This window comes from Nonomuraea roseoviolacea subsp. carminata (assembly GCF_024172185.1).
GTDB classification, from domain to species: Bacteria; Actinomycetota; Actinomycetes; order Streptosporangiales; family Streptosporangiaceae; genus Nonomuraea; species Nonomuraea roseoviolacea.
In genome coordinates this window covers 5194260-5213955 of the sequence record NZ_JAMZEC010000001.1, presented here as the reverse complement: position 1 = coordinate 5213955, position 19696 = coordinate 5194260, and the positions used below count along the sequence as shown (strand labels likewise).

Below are 19696 nucleotides of genomic sequence, written 5' to 3'. Positions count from 1 at the left end.
TGAGAGGTCGCCCAGAGTTCGCTGAGAAACCCCGTGCGTCTCTGGGCTTGCCGGATAAATGACCTTAAACTCCGAGATCATCCCCCTCTCGGAGGACGCGTGCGACTTCGCCCCCTGGTCACCTGGGTGACCACGCTCGCCCTGCTCACGGCGACCCCCGTCATCCCGGCGTACGCCGACGACCCGGCCCCCTCCTCCGAGACCTCCGCGCGACCGACGACCCCGCCTGACGAGAAGCTGCCCGACGAGAAGCTGCCCGAGGACAAGCTGCCCGAGGACAAGCTGGAGGACGGTCTCGCGCTCGGCGAGGGCCGGGCGCGGGCGATCGTCGAGCTGACCGACGCGTCCCAGCGCGAGCCGATCGCCGCCAAGGCGGCCGAGGAGAGCGTGGAGGTGGTGCTGCGCTCGCGGACGCAGCCGTTCATGGTCGTGGAGGGCACGGCCGAGGAGCTGGCCGCGCTGGCGGAGGACCCGCGCGTGTCCTCCGTCCACCGCGACCGCGCCTATCCCCCGGCCGAGGTGTCCAACCTCCAGCTCATCGGCGCCGACCGGGCGCACGCGCAGGGCTTCAAGGGGAACGGGCAGGCGGTGGCCGTCCTGGACACCGGCATCGACCTGGACCACCCGTCGTTCGGCGGCCGGGTCGTGGAGGAGGCGTGCTTCTCCGCCGTGGAGGAGGGCGTCACGTCGCTCTGCCCGAACGGCGAGACCAGCATGGTCGGGCCGGGCGCGGCGAACGCCGTCACCGACAGGTGCCTGGCCGCCGGCGTGAACCTGTGCGAGCACGGCACCCACGTGGCCGGCATCGCCGCGGGCGCCGACGGGGTGGCGCCGGAGGCGAAGATCGTGGCCATCCAGGTGTTCAGCCGGGTGGACGACGAGAGCGTGTGCGGCGAGCCGTCCTGCCTGCTGGCCTACGAGTCGTCGCTGCGGCAGGCCATGGAGCACGTGGCCGAGCTGTCCACGCCCGTCGCCGCCGTGAACCTCAGCCTCGGCGGCATGCTCTTCGACACCTCCTGCGACACCAGCGAGGAGGGCCAGGTCTTCAAGCCGCTGGTGGACGCGCTGCTGGCCAGGAACATCGCGACCGTGGTGGCGGCCGGCAACGAGTACTACGACGGCGTCTCCTTCCCGGCGTGCGTCTCCTCGGCCGTGGCCGTCGGCGCCAACGACGGGAACGACGCCATCGCCGACTTCTCCAACCGGGGCGAGCTGGTCGACCTGTTCGCGCCGGGGGTGGACATCGAGTCGTCGGTGCCGGACGACCAGAAGGCCGTACACAGCGGCACGTCCATGGCCACGCCGCACGTCACGGGCGCGCTGGCGCTGCTCAAGGCCAGGTCGCCGGACACGCCGATGACCCAGCTGATCGCCAAGCTCACCTCGACCGGCAGACCGTACGCGTACCGCGCGAACGGCAAGGACGTGGTCACGCCGCGTCTCGACGTGCTGGCGGCGCTGGGCGGCGCGAGCCCGCAGCCCACGGTCAGCCAGACGCCGGCCCCCGCCCCGACGGGCGGCGGCCCCGCGCCCGAGCCCGGCCCCGATCCGGACCCCACGGACGACGGCGGCCCGGCGCCCGAGCCCGGCCCGACGGCCGGCACCCCCGATCCCACGTCCACGCCGTCGTCCAGCCCGGTCCCGCTGCCCACGGTCACGGTCACGGTGACGATCACACCCACCCCGACCACCGCCTCCACCCCCGCCCAGGTCTGCACGCGGGGCAAGGCCGCCAGGCGGCTGACGGCCAAGCAGTGGGCCGTGGAGGTCCACCGCTCCAGCGGCACGATCCCCGACGCGACCCTCACCTGCTATCTGAAGCTGGTGCAGAAGGGCAGCAAGGTGTTCCCCGAGATCACCAAGGCGTCGTCGCTGGGCACGGCGTACCGGGTGCTGAAGGCGTCGAAAACTGCGCGGCAGCGGCTGGACGCCGCGCTGCTGGCCGGCTGGCTGAGCTGGGCCCACGGGACGAACGGCACGGCCAGGCTGGCGGGCGCGGAGAAGGTGCGGCTGAGCGCCAGGGCCAAGGCCGCCGCCCTGAGGAAGGCGGCCAGGACCCTCACCAAATAGCGCCGCCCGTTGCCACCATTCGCCAGAAGATGGCCGCGTACGTCCGAGATGTGTCGCTTAGGGTGGCTTCATGGACGCAGGCAAGGCGATCTTCGAGACCGTGGACAAGCTTCGTCAGCGGCGCACCGCCCCGCTTGTCCTGGAGCTGGACCTCACCGAGGGCCTCACCGAGGGGCCGCCCACCGATCCGTTGTCGGCCGTGCTGTCCATGCGCAAGCCGCGCCTGTCCGACGTGCTCGCCGGACTCAAGCGCGGGCGCGGCGACTCCCGGGTCAAGGCGCTGGTCGTGAAGATCGGCGGGAACCCGCTCGGGCTGGCCGTGGTCCAGGAGCTGCGGCAGGCCGTGACCCGCTTCCGCGCCTCCGGCAAGCTGACCGTCGCCTTCTCCGAGACCTACGGCGAGTTCGGCAACGGCACCGTCCCCTACTACCTGGCCAGCGCCTTCGAGCGCGTCTACCTCCAGCCCAGCGGCGACGTCGGGCTGACCGGCGTGGCGCTGGAGCAGCGCTTCGTCAAGGGGGCGCTGGGCAAGCTGGGCGTCGGGTACGAGATGGGCCAGCGGCACGAGTACAAGACCGCCGCCAACACCTTCACCCAGGACCACATGACCGAGCCGCACCGCGAGTCGATGGAGCGGATCGTCGAGTCCGTCGTCGACCAGGTCGTGGCGGGCATCGCCGAGGGACGGCGGCTGGACCCGGCCAAGGTGCGCGAGCTGATCGACCGGGGCCCGTTCATCGGCTCCGAGGCGGTCGAGGCCGGGCTGGTGGACGGGCTCGCGTACCGCGACGAGGTGTACGACGAGGTCAAGAAGGCCGCCGGCGGCGAGGCGCACCTGCAGTACGTCTCCCGCTACGCCCGGGCCGCCGTCGTGCGGAAGCTGCCCAACCCCACGGCCGACGGGGTCGCGCTCGTCCAGGGTCACGGGCAGATCAGGATGGGCCGCAGCGGTCGCAGCCCGCTCGGCGGCGGCGGCGCGATGGGGTCCGACACGGTCAGCGCCGCGCTGCGCGCCGCCCGGCGCGACGACCACGTCAAGGCGGTCGTGTTCCGGGTGGACAGTCCCGGCGGCTCGTACGTGGCCTCCGACACCGTGTGGCGCGAGGTGGTGCTGACCCGCAAGGTCAAGCCGGTCATCGTGTCGATGGGCGACCTGGCCGCCTCGGGCGGCTACTTCGTCTCCATGGCCGCCGACGTGATCGTCGCCCAGCCGGGGACCCTGACCGGCTCGATCGGCGTCTTCGGCGGCAAGCCCGTCCTGTCCGAGCTGCTGGAGCGGATCGGCGTCAACTCCGAGCTGGTGGCCGGCGGCGCGAACGCCGGGATGTTCTCCACCACGCGCGGCTTCTCGCCCGAGCAGTGGGAGCGGGTGAACGCCTGGCTGGACCGCATCTACGACGACTTCGTGGGCAAGGTGGCGCAGTCGCGCGACCTGACCCGCGAACGCGCCCACGAGCTGGCCCGGGGCCGGGTCTGGACCGGCGCCGACGCCCGGGAGCGCGGGCTGGTGGACGAGCTGGGCGGCCTGGAGGACGCGCTGGCCGTGGCGCGCAGGCGGGCGGGCCTGGCCGAGGACGCCCCGGTGCGGATCTACCCGCGCATCCACCCGCTGGAGCGGCTGCGCGGGGCGGAGTCGAGCGAGGACAAGGCGGCGGCGCTGGCCCGGGTCCGGATCGACGCGTGGGGGCCGCTGGCCCGGCTGTCGGCCGAGCTGGGGCTGCCGGCCGCGGGTCCGCTGGCCCTGCCCGGGTGGTACGCCATCCGTTGAGTGTCAGCCGCCCATGGGGCGGTAGCGGCCGCGCAGGCGGACGAGCGGGGCCAGGGCCGGGGTGATGTAGGCGACGTCCAGCACGCGGGCCAGGAACAGCGTGTGGTCGCCCGCCGGTATCACCTGCGTCGTCTCGGCCTCCAGGGCGGTGACCCCGTTCTCGACGACGATCGCGTCGGAGTGGGGGCCGCGGTGGTGCGGGACGCCCGCCACGAGGTGGCGGGCGCTGGGGCGGCCGGCGGCGGCGAAGCGGCTGGCGATCGCGGCCTGGCCTGCTGACAGGAGCGAGGCCGCCCACCGGTCCTGCCGCAGCAGCACCTCGCAGAGGTAGCCGTCAGCGGCCAGGCTGACCAGGACGAGCGGCGGGTCGAGCGAGACCGACATGACCGCCGACACCGTGGTGCCGAGGTCGTCACGCCCGTCCCGCACGGTCACCACCGACACGCCGGCGGCGAGCTGGGCCATCGCCTCCGTGAATTCCAACGTCCCCTCCGAAGACGCGTGGCGGTGAGTGGTGACGGGCCCCGCGTGACGGCGGGGCCCGTCACCGGGGTCAGGCCAGCCCGTTGCTGGTCAGCCACTCCTTGGCGACCGTGGCCGGCTCGTCCTTGTTGACGCTGATCTTCTGCATCATGTCCTGCAGCGACTGCGTCGTGAGCTTGGCGGAGACGGCGTCCAGGGTGGTCCTGATCGTGTCGGTCGCCGCGGCCTTGTTGAGCAGGGGCGTGACGTTCTGCGCGGGGAAGATGTTCTTCGGGTCCTGCAGCGGCACGAGGTTGTTGGCGGTCATCTTGGGGTCGGTGGTGAAGACGTTGCCGACCTGGATGGAGCCGTCCTTGATGGCGTCGGCCGTGGTGGGGCCGGTGGGCTTCCACTCCTTGAACTGCAGCCCGTACACCTCCTTGAAGCGCGCCTCCCAGCGCTTCTTGAACTCGGGCGGGCCGCCGACGGTCATGGTCTTCGACACCTTGGCCAGGTCCTCCATGCTGTTGAGGGACTGCTTGGCCTGCGTGTCCTTGGTGACCGAGAGGGTGTCCTTGTCCTCGGCGGGCGAGGAGGCGAGGACCTCCAGCTCGGCCGGGAGCTTCTCCTTCAGCGCCGCGTTGACGTCGTCGGTGGTGCTCGCCTTGTTCTGCAGGTCGATGAAGGCGAGCAGGTTGCCGTTGTACTCCGGCACGACGGTCAGCCCGCCGCTCTTGACCTGGTCGTAGACGACCTCGCGGCTGCCGATGCGCTGCTTCTCCTCGACCTGCACACCCTTGGACTCCAGCGCCTGGGCGTAGATGGAGCCCAGCAGCACGCTCTCGTCGAAGTCGAACGAGCCGATGACGGCCTTGCCGCCCCTGCCACCGCCGGCCGTCGCGGAGCCGCTGGGCGCCGCGCTGGAGGTGTCGAGCGGGTTGCCGCCGCCACCACCGCCGCCGCACGCCGTGAGGGCCAGCGCCGCCGTCAGAAGCACCGCCGCGGTGCCGAACCTACGTCTCATCACGTTGTTTCCCTTCCTGAGGCCACCTGGCGGACCTTGACCCGCCGGCTCACGCCGGGCGAGACCGTCGTCCGCTGGAGAAGCGTGAAGACGAGCTGCACCGCGAGTGCGAACAGCACAATCAGTACAGAACCCCCGACGACGCTCGCGTAATCCTTGGTCGCGAACCCGTCGATCACGAACCTGCCGAGCCCGCCCAGCCCGGTGTACGCGGCGACCGTCGTGGTCGCGACGACCTGGATGGCCGACAGCCGGAGCCCGAGCAGGATGAGCGGCAGCGCCACCGGCACCAGCACCCGGCCGAGCACCTGCCCGCCGGTCAGGCCCATCCCGTACGCGGCGTCGCGCAGCTCCGGATCGACGCCGCGGATCCCCTCGAAGGTGTTGACCAGGATCGGCGGGATCGCCAGCAGCACCAGCGGGATGATGACCGGCAGGATCGAGGCGGTGCCGAGCAGCAGCACGAACAGCACCAGCAGGCCCAGCGTGGGCAGGGCCCGGGCGAGGTTGGCGGAGATGACCACGACGACGCCGCCGCGGCCGGTGTGCCCGATGAGCAGCCCGAGCGGGATCGCGACCAGCATGGCCAGGGCCAGGGCCAGCGCGGAGAACTCCAGGTGCTCCAGCAGCCGGGCGGGGATGCCGTCGGGGCCCGACCAGTTGGCCGGGTCGCCGAAGAAGTCGCTGAGCCAGCTCACGATGCCCTCCTCGCCCGCACCCACGGGGTCAGCAGCCGCTGCGCGAGGACGAGCAGCCCGTCGGCGACCAGCGCGAGCGCCACGATGAGCACGATGCCGACGATGACCGGCGGCAGGAACGGGTTCTGGTAGGCCCGGGTGAACAGCATCCCGAGGCCGCCCTGGCCGATCAGCGCGCCGACGCTGACCAGGCTGATGCTGGAGACCGCGACGACCCGCAGCCCGGCCAGCACGACCGGCACGGCGATCGGCAGCTCGACCTGGACGAGGCGGCGCAGCGGCGTGAAGCCCATCGCCACGGCCGACTGGCGCACGTGGTCGGGCACCGAGCCGAGGCCGTCCACCACGGCGGGCAGCAGCACGGCGATCGCGTAGAACGTGAGCGGGATGATCACCGTGGTCTTGGACAGGCCGGTGACCGAGATGAGCAGCATGAAGACCGGCAGCGACGGCAGCGCGTACACGACGTTGAACACGCCGGCCGTCGGCTGGTAGAGCCACCGCCAGCGGGCGCTGGCCAGGCCGAGCGGCAGGGCCAGCACGAGGCCGGCGACGATCGGCACGAGGGACATGACGAGGTGGTCGCCGAGGAGGTCCTTGACGCTCCCGGCCCGGCCGGTGTCCCAGTTGCGGGCGAACCACTCCCACAGCGACGGGGGCCCGTCCGCGATCAGGCGTGCCAGCAGCGGCTCACCCATCGGCGGCCTCCGCGAGCGCCGCGTCGAGGACCTCACGGGTGGCCACGCCGACCACCTTGCCGTCCTCGCCGACCGCCACCGCGCACCCGGACGGCGACAGCAGCGCCGCGTCGAGGGCGGAGCGCATGGAGTCGCGGCCGGGCCGGAAGGTGCCGTACGGCTCCGGCTCGCCGCCGCCGTCGCCCCGCAGCCAGCCGACCGGCCGGCCGTCGTCGGAGACGGCGAGCACCCAGGGCTCGGGCGAGCCGCCGGAGAAGCCGGCGGGCACGGTCAGGTCGGTGCGTAGCCGCAGCCCGTCGGTGCCGACGAACTGCAGGCGGCGGATGCCCCGGTCGTGGCCGAGGAACTCGCGGACGAAGTCGTCGGCCGGCTCCGACAAGAGCGTCTTGGGGTCGGCGAGCTGCGCCAGCCGCCCGCCGACGCGCAGCACGGCCACCCGGTCGCCCAGCTTGATGGCCTCGTCGATGTCGTGGGTGACGAAGACGATCGTCTTGTTCAGCTCGGCCTGGAGCCGCAGCAGCTCGTCCTGCAGGCTGGTGCGCACGATCGGGTCGACGGCGCTGAACGGCTCGTCCATGAGCAGCACGGGCGGGTCGGCGGCCAGCGCCCTGGCCACGCCGACGCGCTGCTGCTGGCCGCCGGAGAGCTGGAACGGGTAGCGCTCGCCCATCGCGGGGTCGAGGCCCACGCGTTCGAGCAGCTCCATGGCCCGGCTGCGGGCCTTGCCGCGGTCCCAGCCGAGCAGCAGCGGCACCGTGGCGACGTTGTCGACGATCTTCTTGTGGGGGAAGAGGCCGGCCTGCTGGATGACGTAGCCGATGCCGCGCCGCAGCTTGGGCGGGTCGATGTCCTGCACCGGGTCGCCGTCGAGGAGGATGCGCCCCTCCGTCGCGTCGATCATCCGGTTGATCATCCGCAGGGACGTGGTCTTGCCGCAGCCCGACGGCCCGACGAACACCGTGATCTCGCCCGTGGGCGCTTCGAGTGACAGGTTGTCCACGGCCACCGTGCCGTCCGCGTACCGTTTCGTGACGGCGTCGAATGTGATCACGCGCGACCTCTCGCTTGCCCGGGCAGGGCCGTGGCCCCCCTGCCACGACCGCCGCATGATCTCTTGGAGGCCCACACTAGGGCGACGGACGGCGGTGTGTCGCGTCACCCCCACGGTTAAACGCTTCACTTCACCAGCCGGAATTCACAACAAAACCGGATCTCTTGATGCGCCGATGGTGGCGACTTGGCATGATTGCCTCACCGTCGGGCAGTCCCCCCAGGCCCGCCCGCCCCTGCTTCGCCCCCCACCGCAGCACTTCAGCAAGAGGAACGGCCCGTGACACAGCCGCTCACCGACCAGCGTGCCCGCGCCGAGCTGGTCGCCGAGCTCTACGACAGTCACGCCGCCGGGCTGTTCGCGTACTGCGCCGACCAGCTCGGCGACCACGGCTCCGCCGCCGACGTGCTGGTGACCGTTCTCACCAGCGTCCCCGCGACGGCCCCGCCCCGCGCCGCGCTGTACGCGCTCGCCCGCCGCGAGATCCGGCGCCGTGACGTCGTCTACGCGCCCCCTGTCGTCGACCCGCTCATCGATCCCGCCTCCGCCCTGGTGGAGCGCACGCTGCACGAGCTGCGCCCGCACCACCGCGAGGTGCTCCTTCTGTCCGAGGTGTGCGGCCTGGACCGCGCCGAGCTGGCCTGGGTGCTCGACGTGGCGCCCGACACGGCCGGCGAGCTGGTGAGCGCCGCCGCGCACCGCTACCGCCGGCTGCTCGGCGCCGCGCTCGACCGCGCCGCCGCCCGCCGCATGCCCAAGCCGGCCGCCGACGTGTACGGCGCCCTGGGCGTCGCGCCGCTGCGCGACGTGCTCGGCCGCCTGCCGTGGCCGGAGCCGCCCGGCGCGCTGCGCATCCACTTCGCCGGGTCCCGTTCGGCCGACGCCGCGCCGATGTTCGTCAGGCCGCGCTGGCCGGTGCCGCCGGTCTGGCCGCTGCCGCTCGGCGAGCGCGACCCGCTGACGAGCACGGGGCTGTTCCCGGCCGAGCTGCTCAAGCCGCCGTCGCCGTCCCGCGTGCCGCCGCATGAGGCGACGACCGAGCCGATGCCCAAGGTGGGCGACCCGCTCGCCGCGACCGACCGGGCCCGGCCGAGCACGGGTCTGGTACGGCCGTGGCAGGCGTTCACCTCCGCCCGCGACCAGGGGCTCATCCCGAAGCCCGCGGAGCGGGCACGCCCGGGAGAGCCCGGGGGCCTGGGAGCTTCCCGGGATCGGGCCCGCCCAGGAGAGCCCGGGGGCCCGGGTGCTTCCCGGGATCGGGCCCGCCCAGGAGAGCCCGGGGGCCCGGGAGCTTCCCGGGATCGGGCCCGGCCGGGAGAGTCCGGGGAGGGGGCGCGGCCGGGAGAGCGGCCGTTCTTCCTGCCGGGAGGCGGCGACGCGTTCGCCACCGGCGACGTCTTCCCGCCGGCGGGCGGCCCGCGGGGCCGCGCGTCCTCGGCGCCGGTCCCGGGTGACGTGCTGGACGACGAGCAGGCCACGCAGGAGATGCCCGCGATCCGCGACGCGGTCCGTCCCGGCGACCCGGCCGCCCACGGGCCGTCCGGCCCGCCGTCCCGGACGGCGGGCGAAGGCGCGCCCGGCAGTCTTTTCGCGCGGCGCGATAGGGCTCCCGAGCCGATCTACCGCATGCCGCTCCCGGCGGACGCCGCGGCCGGGCCCGCGCTGTCCCCCACCGGACCGTCAACCACCGGGCCGTCAACCACCGGCTTGTCCCCCGCCGCCCCTTCTCCCACCGGACCGGCCGTCCGGGAGGCGATGTCGGGAGGAACGGTTCGGGACGACAGGTCCTGGCCGGCCGAACGCGACGCCGAGCGCGGACGGGCCGGCCGATCGGCGAAGGCCCGCGAGGAGGCGGCGCTCACGTCGCGACCCGGCAAGGACGCCCAGGACGGCAACGACGGCAAGGTCGGCAAGGTCGGGGCCAAGCCCCGCTCCGGCAAGAACGGCCCGGCCGACCGGCCGCGCTCCGGCACGCCCGCCAAGCCGCCCCGCTCGGGCAAGAAGGCGCCCCGCAAGGGCGCCCGGCCGCGCCGCGGGAACCGGCACCACGACTGGGCGTGGGAGCTGATCGGCTTCCTCATGTGCGTGGCGATCGCGATGATCGTGTTCTTCTCGGTGCCCGCCATCCTGAGCCCCTGACGGGCTCCCGTCGTGGGGGGTGTCAGCCGGCGGACAGGATCAGCCCGCTGGTCGGCACCCCCGTCCCGGCCGTCACCAGGACGTGCTCCACCCCGGGCACCTGGTTGGCCGACGTGCCGCGGATCTGCCGCACGGCCTCGGCGATGCCGTTCATGCCGTGGATGTACGCCTCGCCGAGCTGCCCGCCGTGCGGGTTGACCGGCAGGCGACCGCCCAGCTCGATGCCGCCGTCGCGCACGAACCCCGGGGCCTCGCCCCGGCCGCAGAAGCCCAGCTCCTCCAGTTGCGCGAGGACGAACGGGGTGAAGTGGTCGTACAGGATGGCGGTCCGCACGTCCCGCGGCTTGAGCCCGGACATCTCCCACAACCGGCGGCCGACGACGGACATCTCCGGAAGGCCGCTCATGTCGTCCCGGTAGTAGCTGGTCATCATCATCTGCCCCTCGGCCGAGCCCTGGGCGGCGGCCGTGACGACGGCGGGCGAGCGCCGCAGGTCCCGCGCCCGCTCGACGGAGGTGACGACGAGGGCGACCGCCCCGTCGCTCTCCTGGCAGCAGTCGAACAGGCGCAACGGCTCCACGATCCAGCGCGACGCCTGGTGCTCCTCCAGCGTGATGGGCCGCTGGTAGAACCAGGCCGCCGGGTTGGTGGCGGCGTGGCGGCGCATGGCCACGGCGACCCGGCCGAAGTCCTCGGACGTGGCGCCGTGGACGTGCATGTAGCGCCGAGCGAACATCGCCACCCACGCCGCCGGCGTCATCAGCCCGAACGGGACGTGCCAGCTCATCTCCAGGCCCTGCGAGGTGGGCTGGCCGCCCAGCCGGGCGTCGGGCTGCCCGAAGCGCCGGCCCGAGCGTTCGTTGAAGGCGCGGTAGCACACGACCGTGCGGGCCATGCCGGTGGCGACGGCCATCGCGGCGTGCGCGACGGTCCCGCAGGCGGCGCCGCCGCCGTACTCGACCCGGGAGAAGAACGTCAGCTCGCCCGCCCCGATCTCCCTGGCGACGGCGATCTCCTGGTTGGTGTCCTGGGTGAAGGTCACCATCCCGTCCACGTCGGACGGGTCGAGACCGGCGTCGTCCAGCGCCGCGAACACGGCCTCGGCGGCCAGCCGCAGCTCCGACCGGCCGGAGTCCTTGCTGAACTCGGTGGCGCCGATGCCCGCGATGGCGGCTCGGGTTCCTGACACGTACTGGCTCCTTTGACGTCGTCGCGCGCGGGCACGGCGGATCCCCGGAAGACCCACAGAGGGGGCGGTGATCAGGCCGTTTCGTCGGAGGGAAGGGTGAAGGTGACGGTGGCGGTGGCGTGGTCGCCGAGGCTGACCTTGCCGCGCACCTCGACCGTGTAGTCCGGCCCGTCCTGGGTGACGACCGTGCCGTTGAAGTCCAGCCGGTCCCCCGCGTACGCCGGCACGCCGAGCTTGACGTTGATGCGCCTGATGATGGCCTCCGGCCCCGTCCAGTCGGTGACGTACCGCTCGACCAGGCCCATCGTGGTCAGGATGTTGAGGAAGATGTCCTTGGAGCCCTGCGCCCGCGCGCCCTCGACGTCGTGGTGGACCGGCGTGAAGTCCATCGTGGCCAGGGCGGTGGAGACGACCACCGTGGGCGTGAGGTCGATCGACAGCTCGGGCAGCACCGCGCCGATCTCGATCTGGTCTTCGGTCAGCGTCCGCATCACGACTCCCGTGGCGCCCACATTGGAAGGATCACTTCGTCGTCCATTGCCCGATAGGTCGCACGCAACTCCATACCGATACCCACCGCGTCGGGCGGGCAGTCCACGACATTGCCCACAATCCGCACCCCTTCCGGCAGTTCCACCACAGCGACCACGAACGGCGTCTCCCGCCCCGGAACGGGCGGGTGGTGGTGCACCACGTAGCTGAAGACGGTGCCCTCGCCGCGGGCGACGACGTAGGAGCGGCTGGTCGAGCGGCACGACGGGCAGACGGGGCCGGGCGGGTGCCGCAGGCGTCCGCAGTCGGCGCAGCTCTGGATGCGCAGCTCGCCCTGGCGCACGCCCTCCCAGAAGAACGCGGTGTCCCGGTTCTGGGCCGGTCGCAGCGGGTACGGCGCCGTGCTCGCGGCCGGCGTCCCGCTCTTCCGGCGCGGGCGGAACTTGAGCACCCGGAACATCATCTCGGCCACCGGCGCGTCGCCCTCGCCGTACCAGGTGACGTTCCAGGTGGCGAAGTACCCCTCGCCCAGGGCGGTGCGCTTGGGCCCGATCAGGCCGGAGAAGCGGGTGGCCGCCGAGAGCCGCTCCCCCACGCGCGCGGGGCGGTGGTAGGTCTGCTCGCAGTTGGTCGCCACCACGCCCGTGTAGCCGGCGGCGTCGAGCGCGGCCAGCACGTCGTCCACCGGCGAGCGGTCCTTGACGCCGCGCCGCACCCCCGGCATGGTCCAGACCTGCGCCATCGCCGGCGGCGAGACGCCCTTGTCGAGGTACGACCGGTTGGCGTCGCCCATCGCGTCGAGCCAGTGCCGGATCATCGGGATGTTGACCGGGTCGGCGGCCGGGCCGCCCCGCACCTCGCCCAGCGCCGCCTGCTTCTCCGCCAGCTCCAGCAGCTCGTCCCCCGGGCTCATGTCCAGGTCCGTCATCGCGGCGGCCTCGGCAGGCTCAGGCCGAGCATGGCGATCAGCTCGCGCTGCACCTCGTTCACGCCGCCGCCGAAGGTCAGCACCACGGCGCCCTTGACCCCGTGGTCCACGCGTTCGAGCAGCTCGGCGGTCTCCGGGTCGGACGGGTCGCCGAAGCGGGCGAGCACCTCACCGACCAGCCGGCCGATCTCCTGCATCCGCTCCGAACCGTAGATCTTGGTGGCCGACGCGTCGGGCGCGCCCAGCCAGCCGAGGTCCATGTTGGCGGCCACCTGCCAGTTGAGCAGCTCGTTCGTCCGGAAGTACGCGCGCACCCGGCCGAGCGCCCGCCGCACGTCCGGCACGTCGGCCAGCCCCGTGCGGCGCGCCCAGGCGAGGAACCGGTCGTAGGTCTGGCCGAGGTTGCCGGCCGGGCCGAGCGTGACGCGTTCGTGGTTGAGCTGGTTGACGATGAGGTCCCAGCCCTTGTCCACCTCGCCGACGACCATGCTCACCGGCACGCGCACGTCGGAGTAGTACGTGGCGTTGGTGTGGTGGCGGCCGTCCATGGTGACGATCGGCGTCCAGGAGAAGCCCGGGTCGTCCGTGGAGGCGATCATCATGGTGATGCCCTTGTGCTTCTTCGCTTCGGGGTTCGTGCGGGCGGCCAGCCAGATGTACTGGGCGTAGTGGGCGCCGCTGGTGAAGATCTTCTGGCCGTTGACGACGTAGTGGTCGCCGTCCAGGACCGCGGTGGTGCGCAGGGACGCCAGGTCCGTGCCCGCCTCGGGCTCGCTGTAGCCGATGGCGAAGTGGCACTCGCCGGCCAGGATGCGGGGCAGGAAGAACTCCTTCTGCTCCGGCGTGCCGTACTGCATCAGCGTCGGACCGACCGTCTGCAGCGTGATGATCGGGTACGGCACCGCGGCGCGGGCGATCTCGTTGGCGAAGATCTGCTGCTCGACGGGGCCGTAGCCGCCTCCCCCGTACTCCTTCGGCCAGCCGAGGCCGAGCTTGCCGTCGCGGCCGAGGCGCCGGCAGTGCTCCATGTAGGTCTCGCCGAACGGGTCGTCGGCGATCTTGCGGCGTTCGTCGTCGGAGAGGCAGCTCCGGAAGTACGCGCGCAGCTCGTCGCGGAGCGCGCGCTGGTCCGGTGTCAGGTCGATGAGCATCAGGCGAGCGCTCCGATCAGGTCGAGCTGGGCGTCCTGGCCGCCGAGCAGGTGCGACAGGTGCTTGGCGTGGGCGAAGTACCGGTGCAGCGGGTAGGTCACGTCGAGGCCGAGCCCGCCGTGCAGGTGCTGGCAGGTGTAGAGCGCCCGGAACGCCTCGCCGGTGTGGAAGGCGGCCAGCGCCAGGTCCTCCTCGGCCGGCAGGCCCTCGCCGAGCCGCCAGGCGGCCGACCACATGGCCACGTCCAGCGCCCGCCCGGCGATGTAGACGTCCGCGACCTGCATGGTCACCGCCTGGAACTCCGCCAGCGCCCGGCCGAACTGCCGGCGCGTCTTGACGTAACTCGTGGTCAGCTCCAGCGCCCCGGCGAGGACGCCGCTCGCCTGGGCGGCCACGGCGACGGTCATGATCTGCCGCAGCGCGGCCACGGACTCGGGGCCGGCCACCCGCTCGGCCGGCGTCCGGTCGAGGACCACGGTGGCGGCGGGCTCGCCGGTCGAGGTGAACTCGGGGCTCGACTCGGGCCGCGACACCAGGAACACGCCGGCGTCGGCCGCGACCAGGACGTCGGCCAGGGCGTCGGCCCGGGCGTCGGCCAGGACCTCGGCCGCCAGGTACGGGACGCCGGTCTTGCGGCCGGTCAGCACCCAGCCGTCGTCCGTCTGGTCCGCGGTGGTCGCGGGCGGGTCGGCGAGGGCGCGGCCGGGCTCGCGCACCGCGAGGGTCGCGGGGCGTTCCTGCTGGTCGCGAGTGCCGTGCCGGGCGAGGAACAGCGAGGCGGCCAGGGCGGGCAACGCGGGCACCGACGCGGCGCGGGCGCCCACCTCGCGCAGCACGACGGCCATCTCCACGGGGCCGAGCCCCGCCCCGCCCGCCTCCTCGGGCAGGCACAGGGCCAGCAGTCCGGCCTCGCGTAACCGCCGCTCCGGCTCGTCCCCGGCGAGCAGGTCGGCGGCCAGCTCGCGCAGGTCGCGCTGGGTCTCGTCCAGGCCGAAGTTCATCATGCCTCCAGTAGGTGTGCGCGGCCGTTCCTGGCGAAGTCGTGCTCGATGGCCTTGACGTCGTCCTCCTCCAACCGCCGCCAGCACCCGCCTTGGGGCGGGCGATCCTGAGGCGGACCGTCCAGGCGCGGACTGCTCGGTGGTGAGCCGGCCGGGGGCGGGCCATCCTCGGCGGGCGGGGCGTCCCCGGATGGGAGGCCGTCCCCGGATGGCGGGGCGTACGGCCGCCACCAGACGGGGTCGGTGGTGCGCCACGCCTCGCGGGCGAGCAGGCGCTTGACGACCTTGTGCGAGGGGGTCTGCGGCAGCTCGGCCGAGATCCGGACGTAGCGGGGCACGGCCTTGCGGCCGAGGTCGGCGCGTGCGGCGAGGAAGGCGGCGAACGCCTCCGGCGAGAACGGCCCGGCCATGACCAGCGCCGCCATCACCTGGTCACCGGCCGCCGCGTCCGGCACCGGGTACACCGCTGCCTCCACCACGCCGGGGAACTCCCGCAGGGCGGCCTCGATCGGGGCCACCGCGAGGTTCTCGCCGTCCACGCGCAGCCGCTCGGTGCCGCGACCGGCGAAGAACACGTGGCCGCGGGCGTCGGCGTAGGCGAGGTCGCCGGACCAGAACGCGCCGTCGCGCAGCCGCTCGGCGTCCGCCTCGGGGTCGTTGTAGTAGCCGTCGAACAGGCCCCCGCCGGACACGTTGACCAGCTCGCCGATCGCCTCGCCGGGGTTGAGCAGGCGGCCGTCCTCGAAACGGGCGGCGGCGCAGCGCTCCCCCGTGAAGGGGTCGCGGATCTCGACGCCGTCCGGGAGCCGGCCGAGCGCGCCCGGCGGCGCCGCCGGGTCGGGCGTGAGCGAGATCGCCGTCTCCGTCGAGCCGAACGCGTCGATCACCCGGCAGCCGAACCGCTCGCCGAAACGTCTGGTCGCCGTCGCGCTGCCCTCGTTGCCGAAGGCGAGGCGCAGCGGGTTGTCCGCGTCGTCGGGGCGGGGCGGGGTGGCGAGCACGTACGACAGGGCCTTGCCGACGTAGTGCAGGTACGTGCACCCGTACCGCCGGACGTCGGGCAGCAGGCCGGACGCCGAGAACCGGCGCCGCAGCACCAGCGCGGCCCCGGACGCGACCGCCGGAGCGTAGGCGGCCATGAGAGCGCCGGAGTGGAACAGCGGCATCGGGCAGTAGACGACGTCGTCCGGGGTGAGGAGGGCGCCGAGGCTGCGTCCGGGGACGGCCAGCTTCCGCTGGGTGATCCGCACGGCACGGGGCCGTCCGGAGGTGCCCGAGGTGAAGATCAACATCATGAGGTCGCCGGCGCCGCACTCGGCGTTCTCGGCGCTCCCGGCCTCGTGGGTGCCGTCGGCGAGCTCGGTGAGGGTGGCCAGCGGGGCTCGCGGCATGCGGAGGTCGCGGGCCAGGGCGGTCGCCGTCTCCTCGTACGGGCCGTCGTACAGGAGCAGGGCGACGTCGGTGGCCGCGGCGTCACGGGCGAGCTCGGCGGGTGAGCGGGTGGGGTTGAGCGCGACGACCACGCACCCGCCGAGGGCGGCGGCGCCGACGAGCACCGGCAGGCCGGGCACGTTGTCGCAGAGCACGCCGACGTGCGGCCGGCCGGCGGCGCGCGCGGCCCGCCAGGAGGGATCGGTGATCGCGGCGAGCCGGGCGGCGGCGTTCCGGCAGTCGGCGACGTGCTCGCGCCAGGACCACACCCGGTCCTCGAAGAGCAGGCCGGGACGGTCGTCGCCGGCCCGCGCCAGGAGCAGGGCGGCGAGGGTGTCCGCGGTCATGGCTCCTCCAGCAAGCGCTCGGCCAAACGATCCGCAAACTAGAACAGATTCTAGTATCTGTCCAGTACCGGCACCCGCTGATAAGTCTGGATATATGCCTGTAACGCCGTGGACATGGGCCTATACAGGCTTCTTTGTGACTCGCCAGTAACAAGCCGCGCCCGGGGGAAATCAGATAACGTGTTCTTATGCGTACCCCGCACGCGGCCGGCACCGCACCCTCCAGCGACATCGAGGGGACCATGGAGAGCCACACCACGCCCGGTTCCGGCGGGCACGCGTCAGGCGGGCACAGCGTCCGCACCCGCAGCCAGCACCAGCGCCGCAAGCGGATCGTCCAGGCCGCCGCCGCCCTCGCCTCGCGCGGCGGCGTCGAGGCCATGCAGATGCGCACCGTCGCCGAGCGGGCCGGCGTCGCGCTCGGCACCCTCTACCGCTACTTCCCGTCCAAGATGGACCTGGTCGTCGCGGTGGTCGGCGAGGAGATCGACCTGCTGGAGAGCAGCATCGAACGTCGTCCGCCGGGCGCCTCCACCCCGGCGGGCCGCGCCGTCGACGTGCTCATGCGCGCCACGCGGGGCCTGATGCGGGAGCCGGAGCTGGCCGACGCGCTCATCCGCTCGCTCATCCTGGCCGAGGTCGAGACGCCGTTCGGCGACCGCATGACCGGCCTGCTGCTGCGGGTCTCGGCCGACGGGCTCTCGCGCGAGCAGGCCACCGAGGAGCAGGTCGCGCTCGCGGGGTCGCTGTCGAGCATCTGGGTGCAGGAGCTGCTGGAGATGCTGCGCGGCCGGCGCACCTACGACCAGATCCAGCGCCGCATCGAGATCGCCGCCGCCCGCCTCCTCACCGACATCGCCTGACCGAACTCCCGTCGGCCGGACACCACCTCTGGCCCGGCCGGACACCACCTCTGGCCCGGTCGGACGCCGCGCACCGCCCGCCGCCCGGCGCCACCCCGTCCGGCCCCGCCACCCGCCTTCCGGCACCGGCACTGCCGCCGGCTCCACCCGGGCCGACGACCCCCTTCCGACAGCGATCCCGGCCGGCCTGGGCGCGAGCCCTCCTCCTGACACGGCCCGCCCCTCGTGACGACACCCGCCCTCCAGCACCAGCCCCACGCCTCCTGAGCGCGACACTCGTCTACCGGCACCTGCCTCAGTACCGCGCGGACGCTGACCCCCTTCCCATAGGCCCGGCCGGGCTCGTTCAGGGCTCAGACCTCCGCCGGCTCCTCTCTCGTGGCCCGGAACGTGCGGCGGTAGGCGTGCGGCGACACGCCGAGGGCGGCGTGCAGGTGCCGCCGGAACGACGCCGCCGTGCCGAACCCCGCGCGCCCGGCCACCCCCTCCATCGGCAGATCACTGGTCTCCAGCAGCCGGCGGGCCAGCTCGACCCGCTGCCGGGTGAGCCACTGCCCCGGGCTCATCCCCACCTCCTCGCGGAAGCGCCGGGTGAACGTGCGCCGGCTCATCCCCGCGTGCCGGGCCAGGTCGGCGAGCTGGAGCGGCTCGGCCAGGCGGCTCAGCGCCCACGCCCGGGTGGGGGCCGTGCCCGCGGCGGACGGCTCCGGCACCGGGTGCTCGATGTACTGGGCCTGGCCGCCGTCGCGCCAGGGCGGCACGACGCAGCTGCGCGCCACCTGGTTGGCGACCTCGCTGCCGTGGTCACGGCGTACGAGGTGGAGGCAGAGGTCCACCCCGGACGAGGCGCCCGCGGAGGTCAGCACGTCGCCGTCGTCCACGAACAGGACTCCCGGGTCCATCCGCACGCGGGGGAAGAACCGGGCGAAGCGCTCGGCGTGCTTCCAGTGGGTGGTGGCCGGGCGGCCGTCCAGCAGCCCGGCGGCGGCCAGCACGAACGTCGCCACGCAGATCGACACCGCGCGGGTGCCCGGGCGCAGCCGGGAGAGGGCGTCGAGCAGTTCGGGCGACAGGCTCTCGGGCCCGGTGATGGCCGCGTGCGCGTCGGTGGCGGGCAGCACGACCGTGTCGGCCGTCGCGAGCACCCCGGCGTCGTACGCGGCGGCGATGGAGAAGTCGGCCGCCGTGCGCACCGGGCCGCCGTCGAGCGTGCAGGTCACGACGTCGTAGAGCGGCTCGCCGGCCGGCCCGCGGGCCGTGGCGAAGATCCGTGACGGGATGCTCAGCTCGAACGGGATGACGCCGTCGAGCGCGAGGACGGCCACACGGTGCATGGCCCGATCTTTGCACACCTTGGCCTCCGGGCCACTCGCGGCCCGACCGCGGCGGCGAGCAGGCTGGAGTCATGAAGATGCGCGCGATGAGCCAGAACGCTCTGGGTGGCCCCGAGGTGCTGACGATGGTGGAGCTGGACCGGCCCGAGCCGGGACCGGCGGAGGTGCTGGTAAGGGTGCACGCGGCTGGAGTGAATCCGGCCGACTGGAAGATCCGGGCCACCGGCGGCCATCTCGGGCAGCCGCCGTTCGTGCTCGGCTGGGACGTCTCCGGCGTGGTCGAGGCGACCGGCGCCGGGACCACGATCCACAAGCCGGGCGACGAGGTGTTCGGGATGCTGCCGTTCCCGTTCGGCAACGGTGCGTACGCCGAGTACGTGACCGCGCCCGCGCGGACCTTCGCCCGCAAGCCCGCCGCCGTGGACCACACGCGGGCCGCCGCGATCCCGCTGGCCGCGCTGACCGCCTGGCAGGCGCTCGTCGACACCGCCGCGACCCGCTCCGGCGACCGGGTGCTCATCCACGCGGCGGCGGGCGGCGTCGGGCACTTCGCGGTGCAGATCGCCAAGGCGCGCGGCGCGTACGTGGTCGGCACGGCCAGCGCCGCCAAGCACGACTTCCTGCGCGGCCTCGGCGCCGACGAGGTGATCGACTACCGCACCGAGGACTTCGCCGAGGTCGCGCGGGACATGGACGTGGTCATCGAGACGGTGGGCGGCGAGTACGGCCGACGGTCTCTGCGCACCCTGCGCGAGGGCGGCGTGATCGTCTCCCTGACGTTGTCGCTGCTGGACCCGGGCCTGCACGCGGCGGCGGCCGAGCGGGGCATCCGGTCCGAGGCGATGCTGGTGGAGGCCGACCACGCGGGGATGCGGTCGCTGGCCGCGCTGGCCGAGGCGGGGCGGCTGCGTCCGGAGATCGCGGCGGTCCTGCCGCTGGAGGACGCCGCCAAGGCCCACGAACTGGGCGAGTCGGGCGGCACCACCGGGAAGATCGTCCTCACCGTCACTCCCTGACACGCGCCGGGTCCTCTCCTCAGGCTCGCCCCCT

General features: G+C 73.4%; 17 protein-coding genes. 5 read left to right on the top strand and 12 right to left on the bottom strand.

The window, feature by feature from the left end; all coding sequences use genetic code 11:
- Positions 1-99: 99 nt before the first annotated feature.
- Positions 100-2070 carry a S8 family peptidase gene (locus HD595_RS24335; protein WP_253772769.1) on the top strand — a complete coding sequence of 657 codons (1971 nt, stop codon included), beginning with the start codon at positions 100-102 and terminating at the stop codon, positions 2068-2070.
- Between the two features lie 70 nt (positions 2071-2140).
- Positions 2141-3838: a signal peptide peptidase SppA gene (gene sppA / locus HD595_RS24330; protein WP_253772767.1), complete on the top strand. Its 1698-nt coding sequence runs from the start codon at positions 2141-2143 to the stop codon at positions 3836-3838.
- 3 nt (positions 3839-3841) lie between these two features.
- Here sppA and HD595_RS24325 read toward each other — a convergent pair whose 3' ends face one another.
- The 5 genes from HD595_RS24325 to HD595_RS24305 all read right to left on the bottom strand — a co-directional run bounded on the left by HD595_RS24325 (position 3842) and on the right by HD595_RS24305 (position 7771).
- Positions 3842-4303: a flavin reductase family protein gene (locus HD595_RS24325; RefSeq protein WP_253781289.1), complete on the bottom strand. Its 462-nt coding sequence runs from the start codon at positions 4301-4303 to the stop codon at positions 3842-3844.
- Between the two features lie 88 nt (positions 4304-4391).
- Complete coding sequence (locus HD595_RS24320; RefSeq protein WP_253772766.1) at positions 4392-5324, bottom strand: ABC transporter substrate-binding protein; 933 nt, start codon at positions 5322-5324, stop codon at positions 4392-4394.
- Positions 5324-6022: an ABC transporter permease gene (locus HD595_RS24315; RefSeq protein ID WP_253772764.1), complete on the bottom strand. Its 699-nt coding sequence runs from the start codon at positions 6020-6022 to the stop codon at positions 5324-5326. The genes HD595_RS24320 and HD595_RS24315 overlap by 1 nt, the downstream gene beginning before the upstream one ends.
- Positions 6019-6720, bottom strand: a complete 702-nt coding sequence (locus tag HD595_RS24310) for an ABC transporter permease (RefSeq protein ID WP_253772762.1) — start codon at positions 6718-6720, stop codon at positions 6019-6021. The genes HD595_RS24315 and HD595_RS24310 overlap by 4 nt, the downstream gene beginning before the upstream one ends.
- Positions 6713-7771: an ABC transporter ATP-binding protein gene (locus HD595_RS24305; RefSeq protein ID WP_253772760.1), complete on the bottom strand. Its 1059-nt coding sequence runs from the start codon at positions 7769-7771 to the stop codon at positions 6713-6715. The genes HD595_RS24310 and HD595_RS24305 overlap by 8 nt, the downstream gene beginning before the upstream one ends.
- 279 nt (positions 7772-8050) lie before the next feature.
- Here HD595_RS24305 and HD595_RS24300 point away from each other — a divergent pair, with 279 nt between their 5' ends.
- Complete coding sequence (locus HD595_RS24300; protein ID WP_253772758.1) at positions 8051-9910, top strand: hypothetical protein; 1860 nt, start codon at positions 8051-8053, stop codon at positions 9908-9910.
- Positions 9911-9932: 22 nt separating this feature from the next.
- On the opposite strand, the gene HD595_RS24295 is transcribed toward HD595_RS24300, so the two are convergent.
- The 6 genes from HD595_RS24295 to HD595_RS24270 form a co-directional block, all read right to left on the bottom strand.
- On the bottom strand, positions 9933-11099 hold the full coding sequence (locus tag HD595_RS24295; RefSeq protein WP_253772756.1) for a lipid-transfer protein: 1167 nt from the start codon (positions 11097-11099) through the stop codon (positions 9933-9935).
- Between the two features lie 71 nt (positions 11100-11170).
- Entirely contained in the window at positions 11171-11590 is a 420-nt protein-coding gene (locus HD595_RS24290) for a MaoC/PaaZ C-terminal domain-containing protein (protein WP_253772754.1), read from the bottom strand.
- The gene (locus HD595_RS24285) at positions 11590-12519 is read right to left on the bottom strand and encodes a Zn-ribbon domain-containing OB-fold protein (RefSeq protein WP_253772752.1); all 930 of its coding nucleotides are present in this window, start codon (positions 12517-12519) and stop codon (positions 11590-11592) included. The genes HD595_RS24290 and HD595_RS24285 overlap by 1 nt, the downstream gene beginning before the upstream one ends.
- On the bottom strand, positions 12516-13670 hold the full coding sequence (locus HD595_RS24280; RefSeq protein WP_253772750.1) for an acyl-CoA dehydrogenase family protein: 1155 nt from the start codon (positions 13668-13670) through the stop codon (positions 12516-12518). The genes HD595_RS24285 and HD595_RS24280 overlap by 4 nt, the downstream gene beginning before the upstream one ends.
- Positions 13670-14674, bottom strand: coding sequence for an acyl-CoA dehydrogenase family protein (locus tag HD595_RS24275; protein WP_308211219.1), 1005 nt, complete (start codon positions 14672-14674; stop codon positions 13670-13672). The genes HD595_RS24280 and HD595_RS24275 overlap by 1 nt, the downstream gene beginning before the upstream one ends.
- Positions 14671-16449 (bottom strand): AMP-binding protein, encoded by a 1779-nt coding sequence (locus HD595_RS24270; RefSeq protein WP_253772748.1) that lies wholly within the window; start codon positions 16447-16449, stop codon positions 14671-14673. Before HD595_RS24270 ends, HD595_RS24275 begins: the two co-directional genes overlap by 4 nt.
- A gap of 242 nt (positions 16450-16691) precedes the next feature.
- Here HD595_RS24270 and HD595_RS24265 point away from each other — a divergent pair, with 242 nt between their 5' ends.
- The gene (locus HD595_RS24265; protein ID WP_175592605.1) at positions 16692-17312 is read left to right on the top strand and encodes a TetR family transcriptional regulator; all 621 of its coding nucleotides are present in this window, start codon (positions 16692-16694) and stop codon (positions 17310-17312) included.
- A 353-nt stretch (positions 17313-17665) separates the two neighbouring features.
- Here the strand turns inward: HD595_RS24265 and HD595_RS24260 are convergent, their stop codons facing one another.
- On the bottom strand, positions 17666-18646 hold the full coding sequence (locus tag HD595_RS24260) for a GlxA family transcriptional regulator (protein WP_253772746.1): 981 nt from the start codon (positions 18644-18646) through the stop codon (positions 17666-17668).
- Positions 18647-18723: 77 nt separating this feature from the next.
- Between HD595_RS24260 and HD595_RS24255 the strand changes: the two genes are divergently transcribed.
- Positions 18724-19662, top strand: coding sequence for an NADP-dependent oxidoreductase (locus HD595_RS24255; protein ID WP_253781286.1), 939 nt, complete (start codon positions 18724-18726; stop codon positions 19660-19662).
- Positions 19663-19696: the final 34 nt, after the last annotated feature.

Bases quoted from the DNA above. Each gene is read 5' to 3' on its own strand.
- sppA (WP_253772767.1), top strand. From the start codon at position 2,141: ATGGACGCAGGCAAGGCGATCTTCGAGACCGTGGACAAGCTTCGTCAG.
- HD595_RS24325 (WP_253781289.1), bottom strand. From the start codon at position 4,303: ATGGCCCAGCTCGCCGCCGGCGTGTCGGTGGTGACCGTGCGGGACGGG.
- HD595_RS24320 (WP_253772766.1), bottom strand. From the start codon at position 5,324: ATGAGACGTAGGTTCGGCACCGCGGCGGTGCTTCTGACGGCGGCGCTG.
- HD595_RS24310 (WP_253772762.1), bottom strand. From the start codon at position 6,720: ATGGGTGAGCCGCTGCTGGCACGCCTGATCGCGGACGGGCCCCCGTCG.
- HD595_RS24290 (WP_253772754.1), bottom strand. From the start codon at position 11,590: ATGCGGACGCTGACCGAAGACCAGATCGAGATCGGCGCGGTGCTGCCC.
- HD595_RS24285 (WP_253772752.1), bottom strand. From the start codon at position 12,519: ATGACGGACCTGGACATGAGCCCGGGGGACGAGCTGCTGGAGCTGGCG.
- HD595_RS24280 (WP_253772750.1), bottom strand. From the start codon at position 13,670: ATGCTCATCGACCTGACACCGGACCAGCGCGCGCTCCGCGACGAGCTG.
- HD595_RS24275 (WP_308211219.1), bottom strand. From the start codon at position 14,674: ATGATGAACTTCGGCCTGGACGAGACCCAGCGCGACCTGCGCGAGCTG.
- HD595_RS24270 (WP_253772748.1), bottom strand. From the start codon at position 16,449: ATGACCGCGGACACCCTCGCCGCCCTGCTCCTGGCGCGGGCCGGCGAC.
- HD595_RS24265 (WP_175592605.1), top strand. From the start codon at position 16,692: ATGGAGAGCCACACCACGCCCGGTTCCGGCGGGCACGCGTCAGGCGGG.
- HD595_RS24260 (WP_253772746.1), bottom strand. From the start codon at position 18,646: ATGCACCGTGTGGCCGTCCTCGCGCTCGACGGCGTCATCCCGTTCGAG.
- HD595_RS24255 (WP_253781286.1), top strand. From the start codon at position 18,724: ATGCGCGCGATGAGCCAGAACGCTCTGGGTGGCCCCGAGGTGCTGACG.